19 protein-coding genes are annotated in these 24,107 nt (G+C 66.4%); 15 read left to right on the top strand and 4 right to left on the bottom strand.

Translation table 11 applies throughout. The annotated features are described in order from the left end of the window. Positions 1-254: 254 nt before the first annotated feature. Together HWX09_RS05265 and HWX09_RS05260 are read right to left on the bottom strand one after the other, a co-directional pair. Positions 255-842 carry a YigZ family protein gene (locus HWX09_RS05265; RefSeq protein ID WP_027782848.1) on the bottom strand — a complete coding sequence of 196 codons (588 nt, stop codon included), beginning with the start codon at positions 840-842 and terminating at the stop codon, positions 255-257. A gap of 526 nt (positions 843-1,368) precedes the next feature. Next, a complete protein-coding gene (locus HWX09_RS05260) occupies positions 1,369-2,226 on the bottom strand; it encodes a LysR family transcriptional regulator (RefSeq protein ID WP_027782849.1) in 858 nt (285 codons plus the stop codon). Between the two features lie 118 nt (positions 2,227-2,344). On the opposite strand from HWX09_RS05260, the gene HWX09_RS05255 reads away from it, so the two are divergent. Further along, entirely contained in the window at positions 2,345-2,923 is a 579-nt protein-coding gene (locus tag HWX09_RS05255) for a DUF4865 family protein (RefSeq protein WP_027782850.1), read from the top strand. Beyond that, positions 2,920-3,045: a hypothetical protein gene (locus tag HWX09_RS33810; RefSeq protein WP_268907359.1), complete on the top strand. Its 126-nt coding sequence runs from the start codon at positions 2,920-2,922 to the stop codon at positions 3,043-3,045. The genes HWX09_RS05255 and HWX09_RS33810 overlap by 4 nt, the downstream gene beginning before the upstream one ends. Positions 3,046-3,126: 81 nt before the next feature. On the opposite strand, the gene HWX09_RS05250 is transcribed toward HWX09_RS33810, so the two are convergent. Both HWX09_RS05250 and HWX09_RS05245 read right to left on the bottom strand, forming a co-directional pair. Further along, positions 3,127-5,328, bottom strand: coding sequence for a glycoside hydrolase family 3 C-terminal domain-containing protein (locus tag HWX09_RS05250; RefSeq protein WP_027782851.1), 2,202 nt, complete (start codon positions 5,326-5,328; stop codon positions 3,127-3,129). Positions 5,329-5,813: 485 nt separating this feature from the next. Further along, entirely contained in the window at positions 5,814-6,989 is a 1,176-nt protein-coding gene (locus HWX09_RS05245) for a polysaccharide biosynthesis/export family protein (protein WP_034185282.1), read from the bottom strand. A gap of 450 nt (positions 6,990-7,439) precedes the next feature. Between HWX09_RS05245 and HWX09_RS05240 the strand changes: the two genes are divergently transcribed. The 13 genes from HWX09_RS05240 (at position 7,440) to HWX09_RS05180 (ending at position 24,087) form a co-directional block, all read left to right on the top strand. Next, positions 7,440-8,486 (top strand): dehydrogenase, encoded by a 1,047-nt coding sequence (locus HWX09_RS05240; RefSeq protein ID WP_027782853.1) that lies wholly within the window; start codon positions 7,440-7,442, stop codon positions 8,484-8,486. After that, the gene (locus tag HWX09_RS05235; protein ID WP_027782854.1) at positions 8,483-9,064 is read left to right on the top strand and encodes a D-sedoheptulose 7-phosphate isomerase; all 582 of its coding nucleotides are present in this window, start codon (positions 8,483-8,485) and stop codon (positions 9,062-9,064) included. Before HWX09_RS05240 ends, HWX09_RS05235 begins: the two co-directional genes overlap by 4 nt. Then, positions 9,061-9,792: a nucleotidyltransferase family protein gene (locus HWX09_RS05230; RefSeq protein WP_051421344.1), complete on the top strand. Its 732-nt coding sequence runs from the start codon at positions 9,061-9,063 to the stop codon at positions 9,790-9,792. The genes HWX09_RS05235 and HWX09_RS05230 overlap by 4 nt, the downstream gene beginning before the upstream one ends. Then, entirely contained in the window at positions 9,782-10,354 is a 573-nt protein-coding gene (gene gmhB / locus HWX09_RS05225) for a D-glycero-beta-D-manno-heptose 1,7-bisphosphate 7-phosphatase (protein ID WP_027782856.1), read from the top strand. The genes HWX09_RS05230 and gmhB overlap by 11 nt, the downstream gene beginning before the upstream one ends. Before the next feature lie 228 nt (positions 10,355-10,582). Beyond that, positions 10,583-12,805: a GNVR domain-containing protein gene (locus HWX09_RS05220; RefSeq protein WP_080681249.1), complete on the top strand. Its 2,223-nt coding sequence runs from the start codon at positions 10,583-10,585 to the stop codon at positions 12,803-12,805. Positions 12,806-12,848: 43 nt separating this feature from the next. Further along, positions 12,849-14,030 (top strand): glycosyltransferase, encoded by a 1,182-nt coding sequence (locus HWX09_RS05215; RefSeq protein ID WP_080681250.1) that lies wholly within the window; start codon positions 12,849-12,851, stop codon positions 14,028-14,030. 11 nt (positions 14,031-14,041) lie between these two features. Continuing rightward, positions 14,042-15,475 (top strand): DUF6418 domain-containing protein, encoded by a 1,434-nt coding sequence (locus HWX09_RS05210; RefSeq protein ID WP_034185368.1) that lies wholly within the window; start codon positions 14,042-14,044, stop codon positions 15,473-15,475. Next, positions 15,472-16,710, top strand: a complete 1,239-nt coding sequence (locus HWX09_RS05205) for a hypothetical protein (RefSeq protein WP_089501640.1) — start codon at positions 15,472-15,474, stop codon at positions 16,708-16,710. Before HWX09_RS05210 ends, HWX09_RS05205 begins: the two co-directional genes overlap by 4 nt. Positions 16,711-16,798: 88 nt before the next feature. Then, positions 16,799-18,007, top strand: coding sequence for a glycosyltransferase (locus HWX09_RS05200; protein ID WP_155257320.1), 1,209 nt, complete (start codon positions 16,799-16,801; stop codon positions 18,005-18,007). Positions 18,008-18,206: 199 nt separating this feature from the next. Then, a complete protein-coding gene (locus HWX09_RS05195; RefSeq protein ID WP_027782860.1) occupies positions 18,207-20,018 on the top strand; it encodes an alpha/beta fold hydrolase in 1,812 nt (603 codons plus the stop codon). 111 nt (positions 20,019-20,129) lie between these two features. Beyond that, the gene (locus tag HWX09_RS05190) at positions 20,130-21,314 is read left to right on the top strand and encodes an acyltransferase (protein ID WP_027782861.1); all 1,185 of its coding nucleotides are present in this window, start codon (positions 20,130-20,132) and stop codon (positions 21,312-21,314) included. 159 nt (positions 21,315-21,473) lie between these two features. Next, positions 21,474-22,688 carry a glycosyltransferase gene (locus HWX09_RS05185; RefSeq protein ID WP_080681251.1) on the top strand — a complete coding sequence of 405 codons (1,215 nt, stop codon included), beginning with the start codon at positions 21,474-21,476 and terminating at the stop codon, positions 22,686-22,688. Positions 22,689-22,797: 109 nt separating this feature from the next. Beyond that, positions 22,798-24,087: a hypothetical protein gene (locus HWX09_RS05180; RefSeq protein WP_051421345.1), complete on the top strand. Its 1,290-nt coding sequence runs from the start codon at positions 22,798-22,800 to the stop codon at positions 24,085-24,087. Positions 24,088-24,107 lie beyond the last annotated feature (20 nt).

Here is a 24,107-nt window from a genome sequence, read left to right as displayed (position 1 = left end):
GCCGTCGATCGCGATGGGATGAAGCGCGCCGCGTGATGCGGCGCGTTTTTTTGTTTCCGGTTGAGGGCGGACGAGTCGGCCCGACAGGGTTTACAGTCTTTCAGGATGTCGGGCTGATAGTCTCGACAGTGTGCCCCGATGTGCGCGTCGATGTGCGTGGATGCCGTTGAAACGGTGCGATTCCGACGCACCGGGAAAAACGATAGCGGCGAGCGCTCCGAGCGTGCGCCGCTCGGGCCTGTCGCTGCAACGGCTCAAATCTCCGGAAACCCCGAGCGCCCCTGCGTCAGATCGAACAGTTCGACTCTTGCCGCGGCTTCGGCGGTTTCGGGCAGCTTGATCACGAGCTTCACCGTCATCCCGTACGCGCTGTCCACCAGCGCGTAGCCGGCCTGTTCGATCCAGCGGCGCACGCGCGCTTCTTCCGGGTAGCCGATCTCGATCGCGAGCCGCGTGTGCCGAATGCGCTCGACGCGCTCGGCATCGAGCAGCGCCGACGCGATCGCATCCGTGTACGCACGCACCAGCCCGCCCGCGCCGAGCTTCACGCCGCCGTAGTAACGCACGACCGCGCCGAGCACGCCGTCGAGGTCGTGATGGCGCAGCACTTCGAGGATCGGCCGGCCCGCGGTGCCCGACGGCTCGCCGTCATCCGACATACCCGACTGGCCGCCCGCCAGCAACGCCCAGCACACATGGGTGGCCGCCGGATGCTCGTCGCGCAGACGCTGCAGTACCTGCATCGCGGCATCGCGATCCTCGACGGGAACGGCATACGCGATGAAACGGCTCTTGCGGATTTCGAGTTCGCGGGTGTACGAGGTGGCGAGCGAGTAACTCATGCGTCGCGACGCGGAAAGCGTAGGGAAATCAAGGTGATGATGGCGGGTGGATGCTTTTGACGTTGGCCCGGGGACGGATGGATATCGTCTGCATAAGCGCGGGGCGAAGACGCGATTTTACCGTGGCGCGCGTCGAGGCATTTCGATGCCGTCACCCCATGGTTCGAGCGGCGTGCCGGATACGAATCGACGAAGCGCGCCGCGGGCCGATGTGGTTGGCTCGACCTGTCGCAAAGTATGGTCAAGCGCGAGGTAATCGAGTTTCACGACAGCGAGCGGTTCTGGCTCGTCAACCGGTCATTCGTCAGTCGGATACGTATCCGAACGAGACGGCCTCGGATGCGTATTCCGGAGGGCACGAAGAGGACCCGTTGACCTGCAATATCTCGCAACGATGACTCGCTGCCGTCGTCCGCCCGATCAAGGACGGAAGCGCGGAGTCCTGTTCGTTTATCAGTTCGTCCAGCGCACGCAGTTTGCTTTCCCGCGATGGGCTCAAGTCAATTCATCGATGCCGCGCGCGGCATCAGCGCCCCCCAACCGACGACCGTAGCGCCGCGCCCAGCGTGCGCAGCGCCTGTCTGGCTCGCGCGTCAGTCAAGCTCGAGTAGAGCACCACGTCGCGCGTCGGCAGCGGCGGCAGCCCGTACCGCGTACCCACGTCGACGGTGCCGGCGGGCGCCACGCGATGCCCGAGCGCCGCGACGGCCAGCCCCGCGGACACCGCCGCGCCGATCGTCGCTACGCCGCCGCCGACAAAGACTTCCGTCCACGCGACACCGGCTTCGTTCAGCGCGTCGACCGCCATGCGGCGCACGCTGCATGGTTCGGCCTGCGTGGCGAGCCGCAGCGGTTGCGGCGGGTGGTACTCGAAATCGGCCGCCGCCATCCAGCCGAACGACTCCGACAGGATGGTTTCGCCGTCGAGCCGCCGGCTGTCGTGCTGCAGCGCGACGGCCGCATCGAGCTGGCCGCGATCGAACGCATCGAGCACGTCGCGCGACGCGGCGACGCGGATCTCCAGCACGAGCGCCGGCTCCGCTTCGCTCATCCGCCGCAGCAGCATCGGAAGATCGGCACCGACGACATGGTGGCTGACACCGATGACCAACCGTCGCTGGCTCGCGCCGAACGCGCTGATCGCGCCATGGTGAGCGGCCACCAGTTCGCGTGCCGGTTCCAGGAACGCGGTGCCGTCGGCCGACAGGCGAACCTGCCGCGGCGTGCGTTCCAGCAGGCGGCGGCCGAGCCCGTCTTCCAGCCGCTTGATCTTCAGGCTCACCGCGGACTGCGTCGTGTCCAGCGCTTCCGCGGCTCGTGTGAAGCTCTTGAGATCGGCGGTCAGCACGAATGCCTGCACGGCTTCGACGTCGAGCGTTTTCATCGCACCCTCGTTCATTTCAGAATCGAATCATTGAAATATTCTGCCATCGCCTTTTCAAATGATTCAAGGTCTTCTACGCTGCCTTCATTCCGCCCGTTTCTTTCGCCAGGAGTCGATCATGCTGACCGCGTACTACGTGCACCGCCTGCCTGCGGACTACGACCTCGACATCATCCGCCATCGCGTGCGCGAGCGCGGCCGGCTCTGGGACGACACGCCGGACCTGCTGTTCAAGGGCTTCCTGCTGCGCGAGGCCGGCCGTCACGGCGCGACGGAAAACGGCTACGCGTCGTTTTACCTGTGGCGCAACGAACAGGCGTTCGCGCGATTCGTGACGGACGGCCGCTATCGGGTCGTGACGGACAGCTTCGGCCGAGCGCCGATCGACACGCAGGTTGCGCTCGACGCGCGCAAGGGCAGCGCGTCGACGGGACGTTTCGCGCGTCTGGAGACGATCGAGATTCCGGCGGACGCCGATCTCGACGCGGCACTGGCGCGGGAGATCGCATGCAATCGCGACGCGGCGGCTCGGCAGGGCGTGGTCGCGGCGGCTGTCGGTCTCGATCCGCTGCGCTGGCGGTTGACGCGTGCGCTCGTGACGGAACATGAACCGGACGATGGCGGCGCCGGCACGGTGTACCAGGTCCTGCATCTGGCGAGGCCGTTGCTCGACACACTGGAAGCGGGCGGCGCGTGATGGCCGGCATCGCGTCGCGATTGCCGGCCGGTGTGGTGATCGCCGCGCATCTGGCGGGTGTGGTGGTGAGTATCGCCGCGATTGCGGCGCTTGCGACGGTGCTGGCGCTGTTGCTCAGGTGAGCGCTTCAGCGCAGGGATGATTGACGCGGGAGCGCCGCGCATGCGATGCATGACGCCCCCGGTTGCTTCATCGCCGCTCGCTCAGTGGCCCTGCAAGCGGATATCGCGCGACGACGCGCCGACATACACGGTCCCGCCCGAGACGACCCGCCAGCCGTTGCGCGACGTATCCCAGACGCTCTGCATGCGCGGCGACACGGTCACATGCACACGCCGCGCCTCGCCCGGATTCAGCCGGATCTTGTCCCAGCCGACCAGCCGCTTCGGCGGCTCGTCCTTGTACGGCACGCCGAGATAGACCTGCGGCGTTTCCGCGCCGGCAACGCGCCCGTCGTTGCGCACGGTAAACGCGACGTTCAACGAGCCGTCCCATTGCTTCGACACCGACAGCCCCGAGTACGCGAAGTGCGTGTACGACAGGCCGTAACCGAACTCGAACATCGGCTTGATGTTGCGCGCGTCATACCAGCGGTAGCCCATGTTCAGCTTTTCCGCGTACACCGGGTCGGTGTCGAACGTGCCGTTTTGCCCCCACGTCGGCGAGTCCTGATCGCGCGCCGGGAAAGTGACGGGCAGCTTGCCGGACGGATTGACCGCACCGAACAGCACGTTCGCGATCGCCTTGCCGCCGGCTTCGCCCGGATACCACGCCTCGACGATGGCCGACACGTTGTCCTTCCACGGCATCAGCACCGGGTTGCCGCTCTGGACGACGACGATCGTATGCGGATTCGCGCGCGCGACGGCTTCGACGAGCGCATCCTGGTTCGACGGGTTCGCGAGGCTCAGGCTCTGCAGATCGCCGAAATCCTCGCCGGCCGGCTGCGTGACCACGACGATCGCGACATCCGAGCGGCCCGCGAGCGCCACGGCCTGGTCGATCTCCTGCTGCGTGTACGCGCGGAACGGCGACTGCTGGTCGCTGTTGCCGGCGAACGTGACCTGCGCGGCCGGCGCCAACGCGCGGATCGCCGCGACGATCGGCACGTCGACCTTGAGCCACGGATTGCGCCACCAGCTGCACCCGGTCGACGACCCGAACGTCAGGCCGCCGCAACCGGCGAACGAACCCGATACGGGATCGCGCGTATTGCCCGAGCCGCCGCCGGACAGCACGGCCGCATCCGCATGGCCACCGATCACGGCGATGCGCGACAGCGCCGACGCGACGAGCGGCAACTGATTGCCGTCGTTCTTCAGCAGAACGATCGACTGCTCGGAGGCCGCCTGCGCGAACCGGTTACCGGCCGCGAAATCGATCGTGCCGCCGCCTTTGGCCGGATCGTCCATCACGCCGACGCGGATCATCACGGCGAGCTTGCGGCGCACCATGTCGTCGAGGCGCGCGGTCGACACCGAGCCGTTCGCGATCGCCTGCTTGACGGCCGCCGGCGTCAGATACACGCTCGGTCCGACGTCTTCTTCCTCGTCGAGCCCGGCGTTGATCGCGGCGGCGGTGCTGTGCGTGGCGCCCCAGTCGGACTGCACCTGCCCCTGAAAGCCCCATTCGTTCTTCAGCACGTCGTTCAGCAGGTGAGGGTTTTCGCACGCATAGGTGCCGTTCAGGCGGTTGTAGCTGCACATCACGCTGCCGGGCCGGCCGCGCTTCGCGGCGATCTCGAACGGCAGCAGATACAGCTCGCGCAGCGTGCGCTCGTCGATCTGCGTATTGCCGCCCATCCGGCCGTGCTCCTGCTCGTTGCCCGCGTAGTGCTTGATCGTGGCGATGACTTTCTGCCGCTGCGTGGCGAGCGTGCGTTCGGCGAGCAGGTCGCCGGCGAGCAGCGGATCCTCGCCGAGATACTCGAACAGGCGCCCGCCGCGCGGCTCGCGCGCGAGGTTGGTGCCGCCGCCGAGGCCCATGCCGAATCCTTGCGCGCGCAACTGGATCGCGACCTGCTTGCCGAAGTCGTACGACAGCCGACGATCCCAGCTCGCGGCGACCGCGATCGTCGCCGGGAACGTCGTGCTGGCCTGCGACGTGCTGCCGGAGCCGGTCGCCGAATCGACCATGTTCAGATCGGGAATGCCGAGCCGCGGCACGCCCTGGATGTAGCCGGCGCCGCCGCCCGGCACCTTGGACATTTCGTATTGCGAATGAATGAATTGAAGTTTCTCGTCGAGCGTCATCTTGCGCACGAGCAGGTCGGCGCGCCGTTGCGCGGCGGACGATGCGAACGCATCGGTCGCGTCGCCCTGCGCATTGAAATCGGCGTCGCCGGCGTAGGCGGTGGTGCAGAGGGTCGCTGCCAGCACGACGGCCGGCCAGAGGGTGTCCCGCATGTTGCTCTCCATGATCGTATTGCCGGTTGTTCGGATGATGTCTGGAGCTGCGCGCGCCAGGTGGATTCGCACCGGACGCATTCGGCTGGCGATGCAGGGTGGTTGCGCGTCGGCATGCCAGGCCAGGCGGGGAATCGTTACGGCCGGTTGGGCTCGACCGGTCAATGCGGGCGGCGACGCGCTGGCCGCCCGACACTGTCGAATCGGATGTAGCGATTCTCTGCTGCGACTAATGGTATGAATGTAGTTTGACTACAGCATCGGTGTTTCTACCGATGCGTGTGATCTTTATTTCGTAGGGGCGCGCGGCGGGATGAAAAGGCGGTCATCGTTCCCGATTGCGGGAGGTGAGGTGGGTAAGAAGTACTTGGGAGCAGGCGGTCTTGCGGGGTAATTCGTCGGGATGGGGATCGACTCGTTGCGTGCGCATCGAACGCGGGGAGGGAGCGTCCTGCGCCTCCGCTCCCCGCGTGCGGCTGGCCTGGCTACTTCGTGACGAGTGCGCCGGTCAACCCCGCGCTGATCGCCGGCAGCAGCAGGTTCAGCACGCGGCTTGCGCGGACCAGCCCGGTGTTGTCGACATACACGACATCCTTCGACGCGAGCGGGAACTGGTTCGCGAGCAGCATCGACACCGGCGACTGCATGTCGAGGTGATAGATGACGGGCGCGCTGTCGGCGGCCTTGCGCAGCACGAACACCTGCTTGGCGTTCGACGTTTGCTGGTTGAGCTGACCGGCCTGCGTGAGCGCTTCGCTCAGCGTGAGCGAACCGTCGCGCAGCGGCGCGACGGCTTGCGGCCTGACCACTTCGCCCATCACGTACACGGGATTGTCGTCGCGCGCGCTCACGTGCAGCATGTCGCCGGGCCTCAGCATGATGTCCGCCGGGTTTTTCCCCGTCTTCATCATCTGCGCGACGTTCAGCGGATAGATCGTGCCGTTGCGGGTGAGCGTGACGCGGCTCTGATCCGCGGTCGGCGCAAAGCCGCCCGCGCGGCTGACGGCTTCGATCAGCGTCATCGGAATGTCGTTGATCGGTTGTGCACCCGGATTACGCACCTCGCCGTCGACGTAGACCTGCGTGGCGCGGAACGACGCGACGCGAACCGTGACCTGCGGCTTGACGAATACCTTGGCGAGTTCGGTCCTGACCTCGTGCTGGAGCTGCGCGGCGGTTTTCCCGACCGCGTGGATCGGCCGCGGGACATACGGAAACTGCACGTTGCCGTTGCCGTCGACGACGAAGCCGGGCGCGGCGTCCGCGGCCTTCGTGTTCTGCACCGGCTGCCCGGCGGCCGTCGCGAATTCGGGGTGATCCCATACCGTGATCTGCAGCACGTCGCCGGCGCCGATCCTGTACATGTCCGACTTCGCGAACAGGCTCGGCGCAATGGTCGCACCGGGCGCACGTTTCTGTGCGGCGCGAATCTGCTCGATCTGCGTCAGGTCGATCTGCTTGACCGGCACCTGCATGTCGCTGGTGACGTCGCCGTTGTCGGCGGTCGTGACCGGCAACGCGGTCGAACTCATGTGCTGCCCCGGCACCGTGCAGGCGGACAGCGTCGCGATGGTCGCGAACGAGAACGCCATGCACATGCGGCGCATGACGGTGCGAGGGTGGCCCGGCGCCACGGAGTCCAGCGGTTGAGCGATTTTCATTTTTGTGTCCAGCATCGTTGAATCGATTGAGACGTTATCCGGATCGAATCGAAAGTGCTTGTCGCGCCTTTCGCTTCGTTCTGCACATCGTGACGACACGCGCGGGCAGCACTCGGGCGCACGGCGATCCGCGCGTCGTTCGAGGCGAGGCGGCTCCCGGCATCGATTGTCAAACATTGCCAATGACGGAAGGAAGTCGTCATGCGCGGCGGGACGTGACGGCGATTTCGATGCCGGTTCGCACGTCGCCGTGCCGATCGCGAACAAAGCGTAACGCAGGTTGAACGCCTGGATCGAGCGGTGGCGGCTTAATGTAAGCCATCGCACGCAGCGTGCCGGACATCTATCGCATAGTGGCGCCAACGAACATGGTCGTGCATTCGCGACCGAATGTGCGGAGGCGCGAACGGCATCGTGCCGGCGTCCGACTCACTGTCTGCGAGAGATTTCATGACACGCTTCATTGCCCGTTCGAGGGCGCCTTTGCGGTTGGGTCTGGGCGGCGGCGGAACCGACGTGCCGCCTTATTCGGACCGGTTCGGCGGTCTGGCGCTCAATGTCACGATCGAGAAGTTCGCATATGCGTCGATCGCGCCGCGCGACGACGCGAAGGTCGAACTGGTAGCGGCGGATACGGATACGCGCTGGATCGGCGCGGTGTCGCCGGTGCTCGAAGTGCAGAACGGGCTCGGGCTGCATGTCGGCGTCTACAACCGGATCGTGCGGGATTTTCATGGCGGTCATCCGTTGGCCGTCACGATCACGACATGCTCCGAAGCGCCGCCGGGATCCGGGCTCGGCTCGTCGTCGACGATCGTCGTCGCGCTGGTCAGGGCGTTCTGCGAACTGCTGTCGCTGCCGCTCGGCGAATACGACATCGCACACCTCGCGCACAACATCGAGCGAGAGGATCTCGGGCTTGCCGGCGGCAAGCAGGATCAATACGCGGCGACGTTCGGCGGACTGAACTTCATGGAGTTCTACGGCGATCGCGTGATCGTCAATCCGTTGCGGATCAAGCAGGAAATCAAGGCCGAGATGGAGGCGTCGCTCGTGCTGTATTACACCGGCGTATCGCGCGAGTCGGCCAATATCATCAAGGAACAGAGCAGCAACGTGACGGAGGGCGTCGTCGATTCGCTGGCCGCGTTGCACGAGGTCAAGGACGAAGCCGTACGCATGAAGGAAGCCGTGCTGCGCGCCGATTTCGATGCGTTCGCCGCGTCGATGCGCGACGCGTGGGAATCGAAGAAGCGGATGGCGAAGAACATCTCGAACTCGATGATCGACGATCTGTACCGGGTCGCCGTCCGGGCCGGCGCGCGGGCCGGCAAGGTGTCCGGCGCGGGCGGCGGCGGCTTCATGATGTTCTTCGTCGATCCGGTCGAACGGTCGGCCGTGATGCGCGCGCTGGACGCGTACAAGGGGATCAACGGCCAGGTGCTCAACTGTACGTTCACCGACATCGGTGCGCAGTCGTGGAGAAAGAATCAATGACGATCGGAGTGGAGAGCGAAATTCGCCAGACGCTGTCGGTGCTGACGGCGCTCGTATCCGACCGTGAGCAACTGGCGCGGATCGAACAGGTGGCCGAACGCGTGACGGAAGCGCTGCGGACAGGCAACAAGATCCTGCTCGCGGGCAACGGCGGCAGCGCCGCGGACGCGCAGCACATCGCCGGCGAATTCGTCAGCCGTTTCAACTTCGACCGGCCGGGGCTCGCGGCGTTTGCGCTGACCGTGGACAGCTCGGTCATGACCGCGATCGGCAACGACTACGGTTACGAGAAGCTGTTCGAGCGCCAGGTTCAGGCGACCGGACGCCCCGGCGACATCTTCTGGGCGTATTCGACGTCGGGGCGTTCGCCGAACATTCTCCGCGCGCTGGAAGTCGCCAGGACGGCCGGCATGTTTTCCGTCGGCTTCACGGGAAACGGCCCGGGCGCCGCCGAGATGCGCAGGCGTGCCGACATCTGCATCGAGATTCCGTCCGCGTCGACGCCGAAGATCCAGGAAGGGCATCTCGTGTGCGGCCACATCGTTTGCGGCATCGTCGAAGAGCGGATCTTTGCATGAACGCGATGCTGCCCTGCCTGATCCTTGCCGGCGGCCTCGGTACGCGGCTGCGCCCGGTGTTGGGCGACGCGCTGCCGAAGGCGCTCGCGTCGATCGACGGCGAGCCGTTTCTGGGCTGGATGCTGCGAGGGCTGCAGCAGCAGGGCGTGACGGAAGTCGTGCTGTCGCTCGGCTACGGCAGCGGGCCGATCAAGTCGTTCGTGACGTCGCGCCGCTTCGGCATCGCGATTTCCGTGATCGAGGAAGACGAGCCGCTCGGTACCGGCGGCGCGATCGTTCACGCGCTGAAGGCTCACGGCGCGCGCGACATGATCGTGATGAACGGCGATACGTTGTCGAATCTGGATCTGCGCGCGTTGTCGGTGTTTCATCACGCGACGCGTCCCGATCTCGTCGTGGCGGCGACGTGCGTCGACGATGCGTCGCGCTACGGCACGCTCGAATTCGATGCGACGTCGCACCGGCTGTCGGCATTCCGCGAGAAACGCCCGGCGCGCGGCTACATCAATGCGGGCACGTATGTCGTCAACGCGAGCAAGTTGCTCGGCTTCACGCTGCCGACGAAGTTTTCGTTCGAGCAGGATTTCCTCGCCGAACGGGTCGACACGCTCGACATCCGCGTATTCCCCGCAGTCACGTCGTTCATCGACATCGGCGTGCCGGCGGACTACCGGCGCGCGCAGACCGTGATTCCGTCGATGCTGGAGACCGGAACCAGTGAAGCGTAAAGCCCTGTTCCTGGATCGCGACGGCGTGATCAACATCGACTACGGCTACGTCCACCGGCAGCAGGACTGCGTGTTCGTCGACGGCATCTTCGATCTCGTGCGGCTGGCCAATGCGAGCGGTTACCAGGTGGTCGTCGTGACGAATCAGGCCGGCATCGGCCGCGGATATTTTTCGGAGTTGCAGTTCACCGCATTCATGGACTGGATGTGCCGCAGGTTCGACGAGCGTGGCGCAAGAATCGACCGCGTCTATTTTTGCCCGCATCACCCGGTGGCCGGGATGGGCCGCTACCGGCAGGCATGTGCATGCCGGAAGCCGCAGCCCGGGATGCTGCACGACGCGCGGCGCGATCTCGACCTCGACCTGGCCGCGTCGATCCTGGTCGGCGACAAGCCGTCCGATCTCGATGCCGGTGCGCGCGCCGGCGTCGGGCGTCGTTTCCTGTTCGTGGGCGACCGCGCGGGCCATGCGCCGGCCGATCCGGCGGCCGACGTCGTCGCGCGGCTGTCCGACATCGGTGCGGCGCTGCAGCGCACGGGAATCGTCGCGGCGGGTGTGTAGCGGGCGGCGGCCTCGACGACTGCATGCCGAGACGAAACGAACGAGGACTCGACAACGGCTTGCCGGCCGTTGCGCCGGTCGGGCACGCGCGGGGCATCCAGGCTCCCGACGCAGCGCGCGCCGGGGCGGCACCGAAGGGTTTCCAGCCGGATTTTCAAAGACATGAACGTGAATCACAACGCGCGTAAAGCGGCGAAGCCAGCCGGATCTTCCATTCTGGAGTTCAGCATGAAGATGGACCGACCTGCATTGACCGGGCATCAGAACGAACCGAAACAGGCCGCCGGACATGCGACGCGGTTGTCGCCGATCGATTTGCTGGAGAACGTGCTCGACAACGGGCGCCTGTTCGCGGCCGTGCTCGCCGCCTGCCTGTTGCTGGCGATCGTCTATGCGATCGCGGCAACGCCCGTGTATTCGGCCGACACGCTGATCCAGATCGAGGAGAACAAGGCCAGCGCACTGGGGTCGCTGTCGTCGATCTCCAAGGCGCTCGATATCCAGAATTCGGCGGTGGTCGGCGAAATCGACATCGTCCGTTCGCGCTCGGTCGTTCTGGAAGCGATGAATGCGACGGCCGCACAGGCCGAGGTGTCGGTCGAGAACCGGTTTCCGATCGTCGGCGGGCTGATCGGTTCGTTTCTGCCGAAGGACGCGAACGGCCTCGTCGACGCACCGCTCGGGATGTCGTCGTGGGCATGGGGCGGCGAGCGTCTGGAGTTCAGGACGTTCGAGGTGCCGGACGCGCAGATCGGCAAGGCGCTGACGTTCGATTATCTCGACGGCAACCGATTTCGGCTGACGGACCGCGGCGGCCAGGTGGTGCTGAGCGGGGTGGTCGGCGTGCCGAGCGCGAGCAACGGTTATCGCGTGGATGTGACACGGATCGTCGCGCGCCCCGGCGCGCAATTCCGCGTGCGGCGCGTCGCCACCGACGTGCGTCTCGAAGCGATCCTGAAGAAACTCGGCGTGACCGAGACGAAGCGCCAGTCGGGCATCATGCAACTGAGTTTCGAGGATGCCGATCCCGTCTTTGCCGCGCGCATGCTCAATGCGATCGCCGCGGCCTACCTGAACTTCAACGCGAGACGCCGCGCCGACGATGCCGAGCGCAGCCTCACGTTCCTCAACGCGCAGATGCCGCTCGTCAAGGCCCGGCTGCAACAGGCCGAGCAGGCGCTGAACACGTTCCGCAATCAGCAGGGTTCGATCGACGCGCAGGGCGATATCCGGCTGCTGGTCGAGCAACTGGCGCTCGTCGACAAGTCGCGGCTCGAAACCCGGCTCGAGTATCAGGATCTGCTGTCGAAATACGTACCGGGGCAGCCGCAGGTCGTTGCGGCAGCCAACAAGCTGAAGGAACTCGACAAGCAGGCCGCCGTGTTGAAGGACAAGGCCGCGCGCCTGCCGTCGCAGCAGCAGACGTACTTGCGTCTCGCGCGCGACGTCGAGGTCAACAACCAGCTCTATGTCGGATTGCTGAACAATACGCAGCAGTTGCAGATCGCGGAAGCCGGCACGGTCGGCAACGCATCGATCGTCGACAAGGCGATCGTGAGCGACAAGCCGATCCGGCCGAAGCGCCTGATCGCGATTCTGGCCGGCGCGGTGATCGGGCTGATGCTCGGGTTTCTCGCGGCGCAGGGTCGTGCATTGCTGTCCGGCCGCATTCGCGATCCGCATGAGCTGGAAGCGGCGTTCGGCATCCCGATGCTCGGCATTCTGCCGAATTCGCGCCGCCAGGCCGATGCGGATGCGAACCGCACGCCGGCCTTCATCGCGACACAGGAGCCGGCCGACGAGCCGCTGGCCGATGCGATGGACAGCCTGGCGCTGACGTTGCGACACCGGCTGGCGGCCTATGGCGGCGACGCGAAGGTCGTGCTCGTGTCGTCCGCGGCGCCCGCCCAGGGCAAGTCGATGATCGCCGCCAACCTCGCGTACCTGTTCGCCGAGAAGGGGCTCAAGACGGTGATCGTCGATGCCAACGTGCGCGCGCCCGCGCTGCATCGCTATCTCCCGGTCGCCGCGTCGCCGGGCCTGTCCGACGTATTGAAGGGCGCGCTGCCGGCCGACGAGGCGATCACGCGCGTGGCCGGGAAGCTCGATGCGCTGTCCGCCGGCACCCAGCGCGCGTCCGCGCGCAACCTCTTCGACGTCGCGCGTCTCGACAAGCTGGTCGTGTCGTTGCGCAGCGGCTACGACATGGTCATCGTGGATGCGCCGTCCGCGCTGCCGGTGGCCGACATCGCGGCCTTGTCGCGCGTGGCCGACATGACGCTGTTGGTGGTGCGCCAGGGTTCGGCGAACTCGGCCGGCATGGCGGACGCGCTCGACGGCCTGCGCAAGATCGGTGTGCGCATCGACGGGCTGGTGTTCAACGGGTTCGAGCCGTCGCCGTTGCACGGCGTTCGCCGGATCGGCGCGGGTTTCGCCGCGGCGCGCGCCTGACCGCTCGGGGGGAGTCGATGCAATCGGGCGAGGAGTGCGACGCATGAGTGATTCGATGGCGGGCAATGACGGACTGCGGCGCGAGTCGCCCGCGGTGCGGGTCGTGTGGTTTCTCGGCCCGCGTCCGGTGAGCTGGAACGGCGTCATGCGATACAGCCTCAAATGTATCGATTTCATCCCGGCAATGGCGGGATTCGACGTGAAGGCGGTCGACATTCCGGCCGAGCCGCGTTCGTTCCTGCGCTACTGGACGCAGTTCGTGCTGTATCCGCTGCGTGCGATCGCGGCGGCGCGCGCCGGGCACTTCGTGATGCTGTACCAGGAAGACCTGGCCTTCATGATTCCGCCGATCCGGTGGGCGGGCGGCCGCGTCGGCATCGTGCTGCATCACGTGCAGCGTCCGGGGCAGGTGCGCGGCGTCGTCGAGCAGTTGAAGAATGCGTACATGCGATTGACGCAGTCGCTGATCGCGACCGCGGACGCGGTGCTCGCGCCGTCGGACGTGACCGCGCAGGAAGCGCTGGCGGAGCTGCGCATCCGCGCCGACCGGATCCAGGTCGTTCCCAATGCGTTCGACGACCGCTATGCGCCGATCGACGCCGCGGTGCGAGAACGGGCGCGCGCGATGCTGCTCGCGCGCTTCGGTATCGACGTCGGCGACGCGCTGGTGGTGCTGAACGTCGGCTCGGACGAAACGCGCAAGAACAATGCGACGCTGTTTCGCGCGCTGGCGTCGCTTGGACGCAAGGACGTGATGGTGCTGCGGGTAGGCAGCGCACACACCCAGGCGAACCGCGACGAATGCCGCGGCATTGCCGCGCAGGCAGGCTTCGCCGCCCATTTCGTCGAGAACGTCGGTGACGAGGATCTCGGCTACTTTTTCCAGGCATCGGATCTGTACGTATCGCCGACGTTGCACGAAGGTTTCGGTCGCACGGTGATCGAGGCGCAGTTCGTCGGCGTGCCGGTCGTCGCGTCCGATTTGCCGGTGTACCGCTACACGATGGGCGAGTCGTTCGTGGCCGTCGCCGATGCGATGGATGCCGCCGAATGGGGCCGGCAGATCGAACGGGTCGCCGGCGACCCGTCGCTGCGCGCCGCTCTGGTGAGCGCAGGGCGGGCGAACGCACGGCGTTTTTCGTCCGGCGCGGTCAGCGCGCAACTGCACGATGCGCTGGAGCGAGCCGTGCATGACCGGCCGCGCGCCGGCCGGGCGGACGTGTGAACGAGGCGACGATGCGAACGATTCACGCCGGCGGCCGAGCCGCGGCGCTCACGGGCGTGACCGTGCCGACGCTGCTCGTGCTCGCGTTGAGCGTCAATGCGATGCTGCCGGCGCTCGGTGCGATGGAGCCGAGCGCGACCTGCACGTTGCTGGCGGCGGTCGCGGGCGTGATCGCGCTGATCGTCGCGCGCCCGGTGTTCGCCGTGTCGGTGCTGTACACGCTGGTGATCGGACTGACCGCGTTCGTTGCCGGCGTCGGGATAGAGTCCGGCGGATTCCTGCGGGAAACGGACATCTTCGGCGTCGCGAACGGCGCGTTCAGCCGGCTGCTGTCGTTCTACGTCATTTTCGTCGCGTGCGCGCTGTTCACGTTCGACCGACTGCTGAACGTGCGCGCCGGCCATCCGCCGATCCGCGCGCGGATGACGCTTCAGCCGGTCAGCGTGGCGCTCGGGCTGGGGCTGGTCGGCGCGATCCTCGCGACCGGCGTGCTGGCCGGCCTGACGGGCGGCTTCGCGGTGCTGAGCGGCGTGAACCGCTACGCGCTGCGCAACGACGCGTCGAACAGCACGCTGTTCAACCTGTTCCTGAACAACCAGACGTTCGTCGCGGTGCTGCTCGGCACCTTCTGCACGAGTTCGAAGCGGGCCGTGCGCTGGACGTCCGTGTGCCTGATCGTGGTCGATCTGGTGCTCGAGGCGTTGCACGGCGAGCAGTTCATGGCCGTGCTGCACGTATGCCTGACCGTCCTAATCCCGTTCATCGCGATCCATGCAATGAACGGCAAGCCTGTGATGCGCTACCTGGGAATCGGCTCGGTCATCGCGCTCGTGATCGGCAGCGTGTCGGTGTTCTATGCGTACCGGGGGCAGGGGCTCGACGTCGCGGAGACGGTGGTATCGCGGTTTCTCGAACAGGGGCAGGCGTGGTACGTGGTGGACGCGGACGCACACCTGTTCAGCGCACCGGCGTTCGGGGGCATGGCGGCGTTCGCGCGCTTCATCGGTTCGCTGGGCTCGTTCACCGAGCCGACGTTCTTCAGCGATGCGCCGGTGAGCGGGCTGCGCGACCTGATGCTGTCGTACGGCACGCCGGAGATCCTGAAGGCCTACGTGTTCGACGACGTGACGTTCACGATGGGCAACATGGCGGTGCCGGTCTACTGGTTCGGCTACGCGGGCGGCGCGCTCTTCATTGCGCTGACGGGCGCGATCTACGGCGTCGCGAGCGCGGTGCTGATCCTGGTCGCGATGCGCGGCGGGGTCGTGATGCTGTGGCTGACCACGAAGATCTTTGCCTACGCGACCTATGCGATGCAGCAGGGCGATTACTGGACGCTGTTCGGCGCGCGCACGCTGTTCTACCTGGCGATCGCGCTGATCTGGTGGCATTGCATCGACGCGCGGCGCGTGCATGCCGATGCGGCGCGGACGGGGACATCTTGAACGCGTTCGTCAGGCTTCTGTTTTCGTCGTTCGCGGGCGTGGTGTGCGAAAAGATCATCGGGGCGCTCGCGGCGATCGCGAGCAATCACCTGTTTGCGAACATCTACGGCGCGCGGCTGTTCGGCGAGCTGCAGTTCGCGTTGTCGCTGGCCTACGTGATCGGCAGCGTCGCGCTGATTTTCGGCGCACAGGTGATCCAGCCGATCCTCGGCAAGCACCCGCGCCTGCGGCACATGGTCGTCTACCGCGCGTTCCGCCTGCGGCTCACGTTGACGCTGGCCGTCATGCTGCTGTTCATGGGGATCGTGGTGATCGTGATGCGGCCGTCGAGTGTCTCCGAGCTCACGTTGATCGCGGCCTTTGCGTTGATCGTCGAGCCGATCGCCCTCGGTTCGCTGATGGCCTACGCCGAATCGAAGCCGTGGGTGATCACGCGGGCGCGGGCGTACGCCAGCTGCGTGCGCGTGCTGTGGCTGTACGTCGCGGCACACGCGTCGCTGGGCGTGGTCGTCGCCGCGTTCGCATGGCCGCTCGAGGCGTGCGTGGCGGCCGCGGCGCCGTTCAGCCGCTATCGCGAGCTGGCGTTGAAGTCGCCGAAATCGTTTCGCGGCAGCGCGGCAGTCACGAAAGCGTTGGTCGTGCGCGGGCTGCGGATCTGGCCTGCCATTGCGGCCAGCGTGCTGGTCCTGCGCATGGACCGGCTGCTGCTCGGCGTGCTGGTGTCCAAGGCCGATCTCGGCATCTATGCGTCGGCGGCGTCGCTGGTCGAACAGTGGAACTCGGTCGGCACGACGCTGGCGCTGGCATTGGCGCCGAGCATGGTCTTTTCCGCGCGGACCGAGCCGCTCGTGCGCGCCAAGGCATTGAAGCTCGGCCTGTATCTCGGCCTCGTCGGCTGTGTCGCGTGGGTCGGCAGCTACGTCGTCGGCCGCAAGGTGTTCCTGATGATCTACGGGCCCGCGTTCGTGCAGGGCGTGCCGGTCATGATCTACGCGACCGGCTGCGCGATCGCCACGTTCGTCGATGCGGGGCTGAGCACGTGGCTCCTGGCCGTGCGGCGCTACCGGCTCATCATGATCAAGCAGGTGCTGATCGTCGCGGCGATCGTCGCCGCGCCGTTCGTCATGCCGCGCACGCTGGTGATGTACGCGCCTTCGACGGGCATTGCGGTATCGCTCGTCGTGTTCTGGTGCGTGGTGCTCGGGAATCTCGCGTTCGCCCGGGAGCGGCCATGAGCCGGTGTGCGGGCGGTTGTTCGCCGCGCCGGCATGAGCCGGCGGAACATGGAATCGGGAAGGTTTCGGATCGTTGGGGAGGTCGCTCGTGAAAAACCGGGTGCTGATGGTGATAACGCGGGACATTCCGCAAGACGTATCGAACGGACGGGAGCGCACGCTGAGCTTCATCCGGAAGGCAATCGGCGACCAGATGGACGTGACCGAATTCAAGATCCGCTCGGTGTTCGAGGACGGCGGCTGGCGCGCGAAGATCGGCGCGGCGGTGCGTGTCGGATGGAGCGTGTTGCGTGGCGCGCCGTGCGCGCTTCAGGTGGCGATGTTTTCGCATCCGCGCAAGCGCACGGCGCTGCTGCGCGCCGTCGAGACGATCAAGCCGGACGTGATCTATTTCGACGGCATCCGGCTCGTCGATTACGCGATCCTGGTGCGGCGCAGCGTGCCCGGCTGCCGGATCGTCGTGGATTTTGACGATCTCATGTCGCGCCGCGCGAACATCCTGCGCGAGCAGGATTTTCCGTTGTCGGCCGGGTATCTGGAGAAGTCGATTCCGGGGCCGTTCGTCAGGCTCGTCAATGCGAGGCTGGTCCGCAACGCATTCCTCGGCTATGAAGCATTCGCGCTGAAACGGCAGGAGCGCGCGGCGATCGGCTCGTCGCATGCCGTTACGCTCGTCTCGACGGAGGACGCGCAGTCGCTGCGGCGCTCCCTCACGAACGACGAGGCCGTGAAGACGCACGTGATCGCGCCGCCGATGCATGCGCTGGTGCCGATGCGGCGTCCGGCGGCGCCGTTCCGGTTCGTCTTCATCGGTTCGGACCGCCAGTTGCAGAACCGGCTCGCGATCGAATTCCTGGTCGCGTTGTGGGCGCGTATCCGGCCGGCCACGCCACTGGTGATCTACGGACGCATGGCTGGCCGGTACGCGCCCGTTCCGAACGTCGAGTTCGCCGGGTTCGCGCCGACGCAGGCGGATGTCTACACCGGGTGCTCGATCGCGTTGTGTCCTGCTTTTCTGCGCGGCGGCATCAAATCGAAGGTGCTGGAGGCGGTTTCGTACGGTTGCGTGCCGGTCGGCAACGAAGCGGCCTTCGAGGGGCTTGTATTCCACGACGACGCGCTTGCGATGAGCGACTCGAGACTGGAGCGGTTCGTCGCCCATCCGGCCGCGGATCTGGATCGCGTCGTGGCGGCGGCCACGCGCTTCGCCGGGTACTGCGAGCGGCATTTCAGCACGCCGGTATTCGATCGTCGGTGGCGCGAGCTCATCGCGCCGCCGGCAGGCAGTCCGTCGTGACGGACGCCGCAACGAAGAGGAGAGCCTCGATGGTGTGATCCGAACGGCTCGCGGCCGGCCGGCTGCAGGACCCTGCATGTGCGGCATGGATACCTGAAAGGGGAAGGCTGGCGCGGGCGATTTGCCGTCCTGCGGCCGATCGATTCAGCAGTCGGGCCGAAGGGCGTCGTACCCATTCTTCACCGATACCTAATAGAAAATGAGACCGATCATATTTGGCGGACGGTTCGGATGGCTGCATCCGGGCAACGGGACGCGGGGCGTCGTCCTGTGCAACGCTTACGGACACGAATCCGTCTGGAGTCACGGCGGCATGCGGAATCTGGCGGATCGCCTGTCGGCGCTCGGGATGCCGGTGCTGCGTTTCGATTACCGCGGCACCGGCGATTCCGCCGGGGCCGATGGCGCGAACGACCAGTTCGAAACGGCCGTCGACGACGTGCGCGCGGCCGTCGCGCGATTGCGCGAGGAAACCGGCGTGACCCGCGTGACGCTGTGCGGGCTGCGGCTGGGCGCGGCATTCGCGTTGCTTGCGGCGAACCGCGGCGACGTCGATCAGCTCGTGTTGCTGGCGCCGGTGGCAAGCGGGCGCAGCTACGTGCGCGAGCTGGCGATCATGCGCAATATCTGGCTCGACCAGTTGCCGGCGCCGCTGCGCGCGGCCCAGCCGAAAGACGCGCCGCTCAACGTGCTCGGGCAGGTTTACAGTGCGGCGTTCCGTACGCGGCTCAATGCATTCGACGCGATCGACGCGTTGACGGACGGCACGGATGCGCCGGCAGCGGGAACGCTGATCGTCGACATGAGCGGCGGCGGCACCGAACCGCTGCGCAAGCGGCTCGAAGCGCTGGGCGGAAAAGTCGAGCAAAGGCCGTTCGAAGGCTATGCGGCATTCATGCAGGAAACGACGTTCTCGCGCTTGCCGACGCGCGTGTTCGACGCCGTCGTCGACTGGATCGCGGCCACCGATGGCCGGCAGCAACCGTCGTCGCGTACCGTGCAGAAAACGGACTGGGATCCCGACCTGATGCTGCGCACGCCGGAAGCATGCGAGCGGCCGGTCCGATTCGGAGTGGCCGGCCGCCTGTTCGGCATCCTGTGCACGCCGCACGAGATGCACGACCGGGGGCCGGTTGTGCTGATCACGAACACATCGGCGAGTCCGCACGTCGGCGACAGCCGGCTGTCGGTGCGGATCGCCCGCGAACTCGCGCGCCGCGGCATCGCGTCGCTGCGATTCGACGGACGGGGAATCGGCGACAGCTCGCCGGTGCAGGGCGGCAGCGCGCCGCAAGATGCGCGCCAGCCGGTCTATTCGAGCGCCGTCGTCGAGGACGTCGCGACGGCAGCCCACTGGTTGAAGGAGCAGGGGTATCGGCAGATCGTGGCGTTCGGCATCTGCTCGGGCGCGTACAGCGCATTGCGGGCGGCGCTCGTGGGACGCGCGCTGTCGGGCGTCATATCGGTGAACCTGCAGCGTTTCCATATGCCCGAAGGCATCTCGACCGACGCGCTGCGCGAGCATCGCCCCAATTCGATGGCCGGCTACCGGTCGTCGTTCTTCGAGCTGAAGAAATGGAAGCAGGTGCTGAGCGGCGATCGAAAGATCATGCCGTTCGTCCGGCTCGTGCTGAAGCGCTGGGCGACGACGCTGGCCGTGCGGATCGGCGCATGGCGACGCCGGATCGTCGGCTGGTCGTGCGCGGAGACGACGCCGGTCGATCCGCACGAGATCCTGCGTGCGCTGCAGCGCAAGGAGGTGAGCACGTTGCTGGTCTGCGGCGCATACGACAGCAGCCTCGACCTGGTGACGATGTATTTCGGCCCGCGCGGAAAGCGGCTGTCGCGATTTGCCGGCGCGCGCGCCGTCGTCCTCGACGATCTCGATCACAGCGTGTTCGGTCCGCATGCCGCCGACGCGGTGGTCGGGCTGTGCAGCGAGTTCGTCAAGGGGCTCGAAGCGCGTCGCGCGACGGCGACGACGATCATCAACGCGGAGTCGCCGGCGTGATTCGACCGGGGCCGGGCTGTGTCACATGTCGCACAGTCGGCCCACCGGTGCGGTGATACGGTAACGCGTCTGTTCTCCGGCGATACCGCCGACCTCCACGCGACCATGACGATGCATTCCGAACACGCCGGACGTCTGGACCATATCGATGCGATGCGCGCCGTCGCGGTCCTGCTCGTCATCTGGACGCACTACGCCGAGCGGTTCGTCGCGCTGGCGGGCGCTCAGCAGTGGCTCGACACGCTGCAGCGCTCCGTCAATTTCGGACGGATCGGCGTGGTGGTCTTTTTCGGCATCAGCGGCCTGTTGATTCCGGTCAGTTTGCGCGGCCCGGCCGGCCCGGGCACGCGGCGCTTTCTGATCCGCCGTTTCCTGCGGTTGTATCCGGCGTTCTGGCTGTCCGTTCCGATCGGCTGCGTCGTCTTCTGGACGTTGTTCGGCAAACCGGTGAGCGCGGCGCTGCTGATCGCCAATGCGACGATGATTCCGACGGCGTTCGGGCAGGAGCCCGTCATGGGGCATTACTGGACGCTCGAAACGGAACTGTATTTCTACGGGCTTTGCCTCGTGCTGTTCTGGTGGGGCGGGCTGCACCGGCTGCGCGACCTGTCGCTCGCCTGCATCGGGCTGTGCGCGGTGTTCGTGATCACCGTCGCGCTGCACGTCTTTCCCGACGACACGTTGGGCCAGTACAAGGCCATGCCGTATCACCTTGCGATCATGTTCTGGGGCGCATGTTTTCGTCAGGCCTACGACCGGCCGCTCGATACGCTGCGGGTGAGATGGCGGCGCGGCGAACACGGCGGCATCACGCTGACGTACCGGTCCGTGGCGGGTCTGCTGACGGCGATGATCGTCGGCGTGGCGCTCGTCGGCGCGGCCAACGACTGGCGGCATCACAACGTCGATCATCTGCCGTCGTCGCTGGCCTATGTAGCCGGCATCGCGATCTTCGTGGCGATGGCGACGGTATTGAAAGTCCGTGCGCGCGCGATGGCGAAGCTGGGCGAGGTCAGCTACTCGATTTACCTGTTTCACGCGATCCCGCTGTTCGGGTTCTACTGGCTGTGCGAACACTACCGATGGACCGGGTGGCCGCTGGGCGTCTACATGATCGTTCCGGTCGTGCCTTTGATTGCGTTGTCGTACCTGAGCTACCGGTATTGCGAGGCGCCCTGTGTGCGGCTCGCGCATCGCCTGACCGCATCGCGGCAGCGCGGCGATCTGCCGGCCGGCAATCGGTCGGTCGATGCGACGCCGGACCCGGTACGCAATGGATGGCGCGCGGACGGATGAAACGGCCTGGAACGGCTTGGAAACGGCGATCCCGTGTTGCCGATACGAATGGAATGGACGATACGGAGCGCAGACGATGCTGACGAGTACGGTGGTGCATGACGATGGCGGCGGCATGCCGCGATGCCGGATGGTTCGACACACGTTCGGGATACCGAATTGAACGGGGTATCGCGAATCGGCTCCCGCGCGGAAGCGACGCGCATCGTCGTCGTGAACGACTACGCGCGCAAGGCTGGCGCGGAGGAGGTCTACCAGACCTCCATCGAGGTGCTGCGCAATATCCCGGACGTGGACGTGTACTCGTTCGACGAGACGAACTTCCCGGCGGGCAAGGGCGCGTTCACGCGCGGCTGGAACCGCGCCGCGGCGGGCGCACTGGCGACGTTGCTCGACGACGTGCGTCCGCATCGCGTGCTCGTGCACAACTATCACAATCTGCTGACGCAATCGATCCTGCCGGTACTCGCGCGGCGGCGCCGGGAGCAGGGATTCCGCACGTATCTCACGTGCCACGACTACCATTTGGTGTTCTACAACCCGAACCTGCTCGCCTATCGAAACGGGCGTCCGGTGCCGGTTCCGGTCGATGCGCTGTCGAATCCGGCGCGCTTGCTCGCGCTGGCGAGCCCGCGCGGGCGGCTGTACGACACGGTGAAGAAACTGCACTGGCACGCGGTGTACGCGTATTGCAATCCGCGCGACGTATTCGACCTGTTCCTGTGCCCGAGCCCCTACATGCGCACGGCGCTGGCGCAGCGAGGCATCACGCGCACCGCACTGCTGCCGAATCCGGTGAGCACGCTGGCGGAACCGTTCCCGCCGCGCGTGTGCGATCGCGAGCAGTTCGATCTCGCATACGTGGGGCGGCTCGATGCGGAGAAGGGCATTCACGAGTTCATCGAGCTGGCGCGCCAGACGGCGTTCCGCCGTATCGGCAGCCTGACGCTGTACGGCGACGGCACACTGCGCGCGGAGCTCGAAACGCGCCACCAGGATCTGGTTCAGGCCGGCCGGTTGCGTTTCGCCGGGCGACTCGGCCACGGCGAGCTGTTTCATGCGCTGCGCGCGCACGATGCACTGGTGCTGCCGTCCGTCTGGGCCGAAAACGCGCCGCTCGTGCTGGTCGAGGCGGCCACGCTGGGGCTGCCGGTGCTCGCGCACGAGATCGGCAGCCTGTCGACGTTCGGCAGCGAGATCGGCAACAAGATCCTGTACCGGAATTCGCTGGCCGGCCTGACGAGTGCGCTGGACGAATTGGGGCGTCACCTGCACGTCGCCGATCGGCACTACGATTGTTCGGCCTACACGCCGTCGCGCTACGCGGCGCAGCTTGCGTCGTGGATGGGGCTCGGCGGGCAGCGGGGCGATTAGTGGGGCGATTAGCAGCGCAGCGGATTCGACGACCCGGGCGGGTTCGGCTAGTACCCATGCCGGCCGCGCGTTCATCCCGCGGCCGCGATACTTGAACAAGAGGAGCGTTATGCGGGCATTGCGGCGCATCGTGGCGGTCGCGCTTGGCGCACTGGCGTTGTCGGCCGTCTACGGCTATTGCCAGAGCGGCGAGCGGGTGATGGCGCTCGCGCCGGCCAATACGTCCGGCAGCCGCGATTTCAAGGGATCGTCGAACGGGCTGCTCGCCGGCACGTCGTCGATATCGAAAATCGACGTGCACACGTTGCTGTACCCGGGCAGCACGACGCAGGTGCTCGCGCACTACCTGCCGTGGTGGGGCCCCGACCTGCGCGGCGTGAACGTCGGCTATCGATCCGACGATCCCCGCCAGGCGTTTCGCACCTTCGCCGACATGCGGTCGCGAGGTATCGACGGCGTGATCGTCGACTGGTACGGCGCGGGCCATTTCGTCGACACCGCGTGGCAGGCATCGCTGCCCGAACTGGCGAAGTTTCCCGGGATGACGTTCTCGATCATGATCGACAGCGGTTCCTTCAAGTTCAATGCGTGCCGCGGCTGCGACCTGACCGGAACGATCCTGCACAACCTCGCGTACATCAGCCGCGAATACTTCACGTCGAGCCAGTATCTGCGCTACGAAGGTCATCCGGTCGTGTCCGAGTTCGGTATGGATGCGGTCGGCAAGGCGGACTGGGCACGGATTCACGCGGCGTACCCCGACATCTACTGGATTCATACGTTGACGCAGGGCTTCGATCTTCCGTACAGCAAGGGCGCGTACGTGTGGGCGCAGCCGTCGTCGTGGGTCACGCCGCACGCGGTCGGCATACGGCGCGACCTGCAGTATCGCGAGCGCTTTTACGACATCGCACGGAATCAGCCGCCCGGGACGATCGCGGTCGGCGGCGTGTGGAGCGGCTTCGACGATACGAAGGCGTCGTGGGGCGCCGCGGCGCCGCGCTTTCTTGCGCCGTCGTGCGGTCGGACCTGGCTGGACACGTTCAGGAGCATCAACGAGCGCTACAGCGTGCGGCAACAATTGCCGTTCGTTCAACTGATCACCTGGAACGACTACGAGGAAGGCAGCGCGCTCGAAACCGGCATCGCCAGTTGCACCGCAATCGATGCGCAGCCCGTGGGCGCGAGCGTGACCGTCAGGATCACCCATCCGGAGACCGTCGACCATCTCGAGCTGTACGAGCGGCTCGCCGACGGATCGTTCACGCTGGCCGGCCGCTATCCGACGGATACGACGAGCATTCCGCTGCCGGGCGCCCGGGCCGGCACCTACTTCATCAAGGCGGTCGGCAAGCCGTTCATCCAGAACGTCGTGTCGACAGCGATCGTCGTGCGCTGACGTGCGGGCGCAATGCCCGT

This window comes from Burkholderia sp. BCC1208, assembly GCF_902833095.1.
In the GTDB taxonomy this organism is placed as follows: Bacteria; Pseudomonadota; Gammaproteobacteria; order Burkholderiales; family Burkholderiaceae; genus Burkholderia.
Note: the sequence above shows the minus strand (reverse complement) of the source record. Positions and strands in the feature narration are given on the sequence as shown.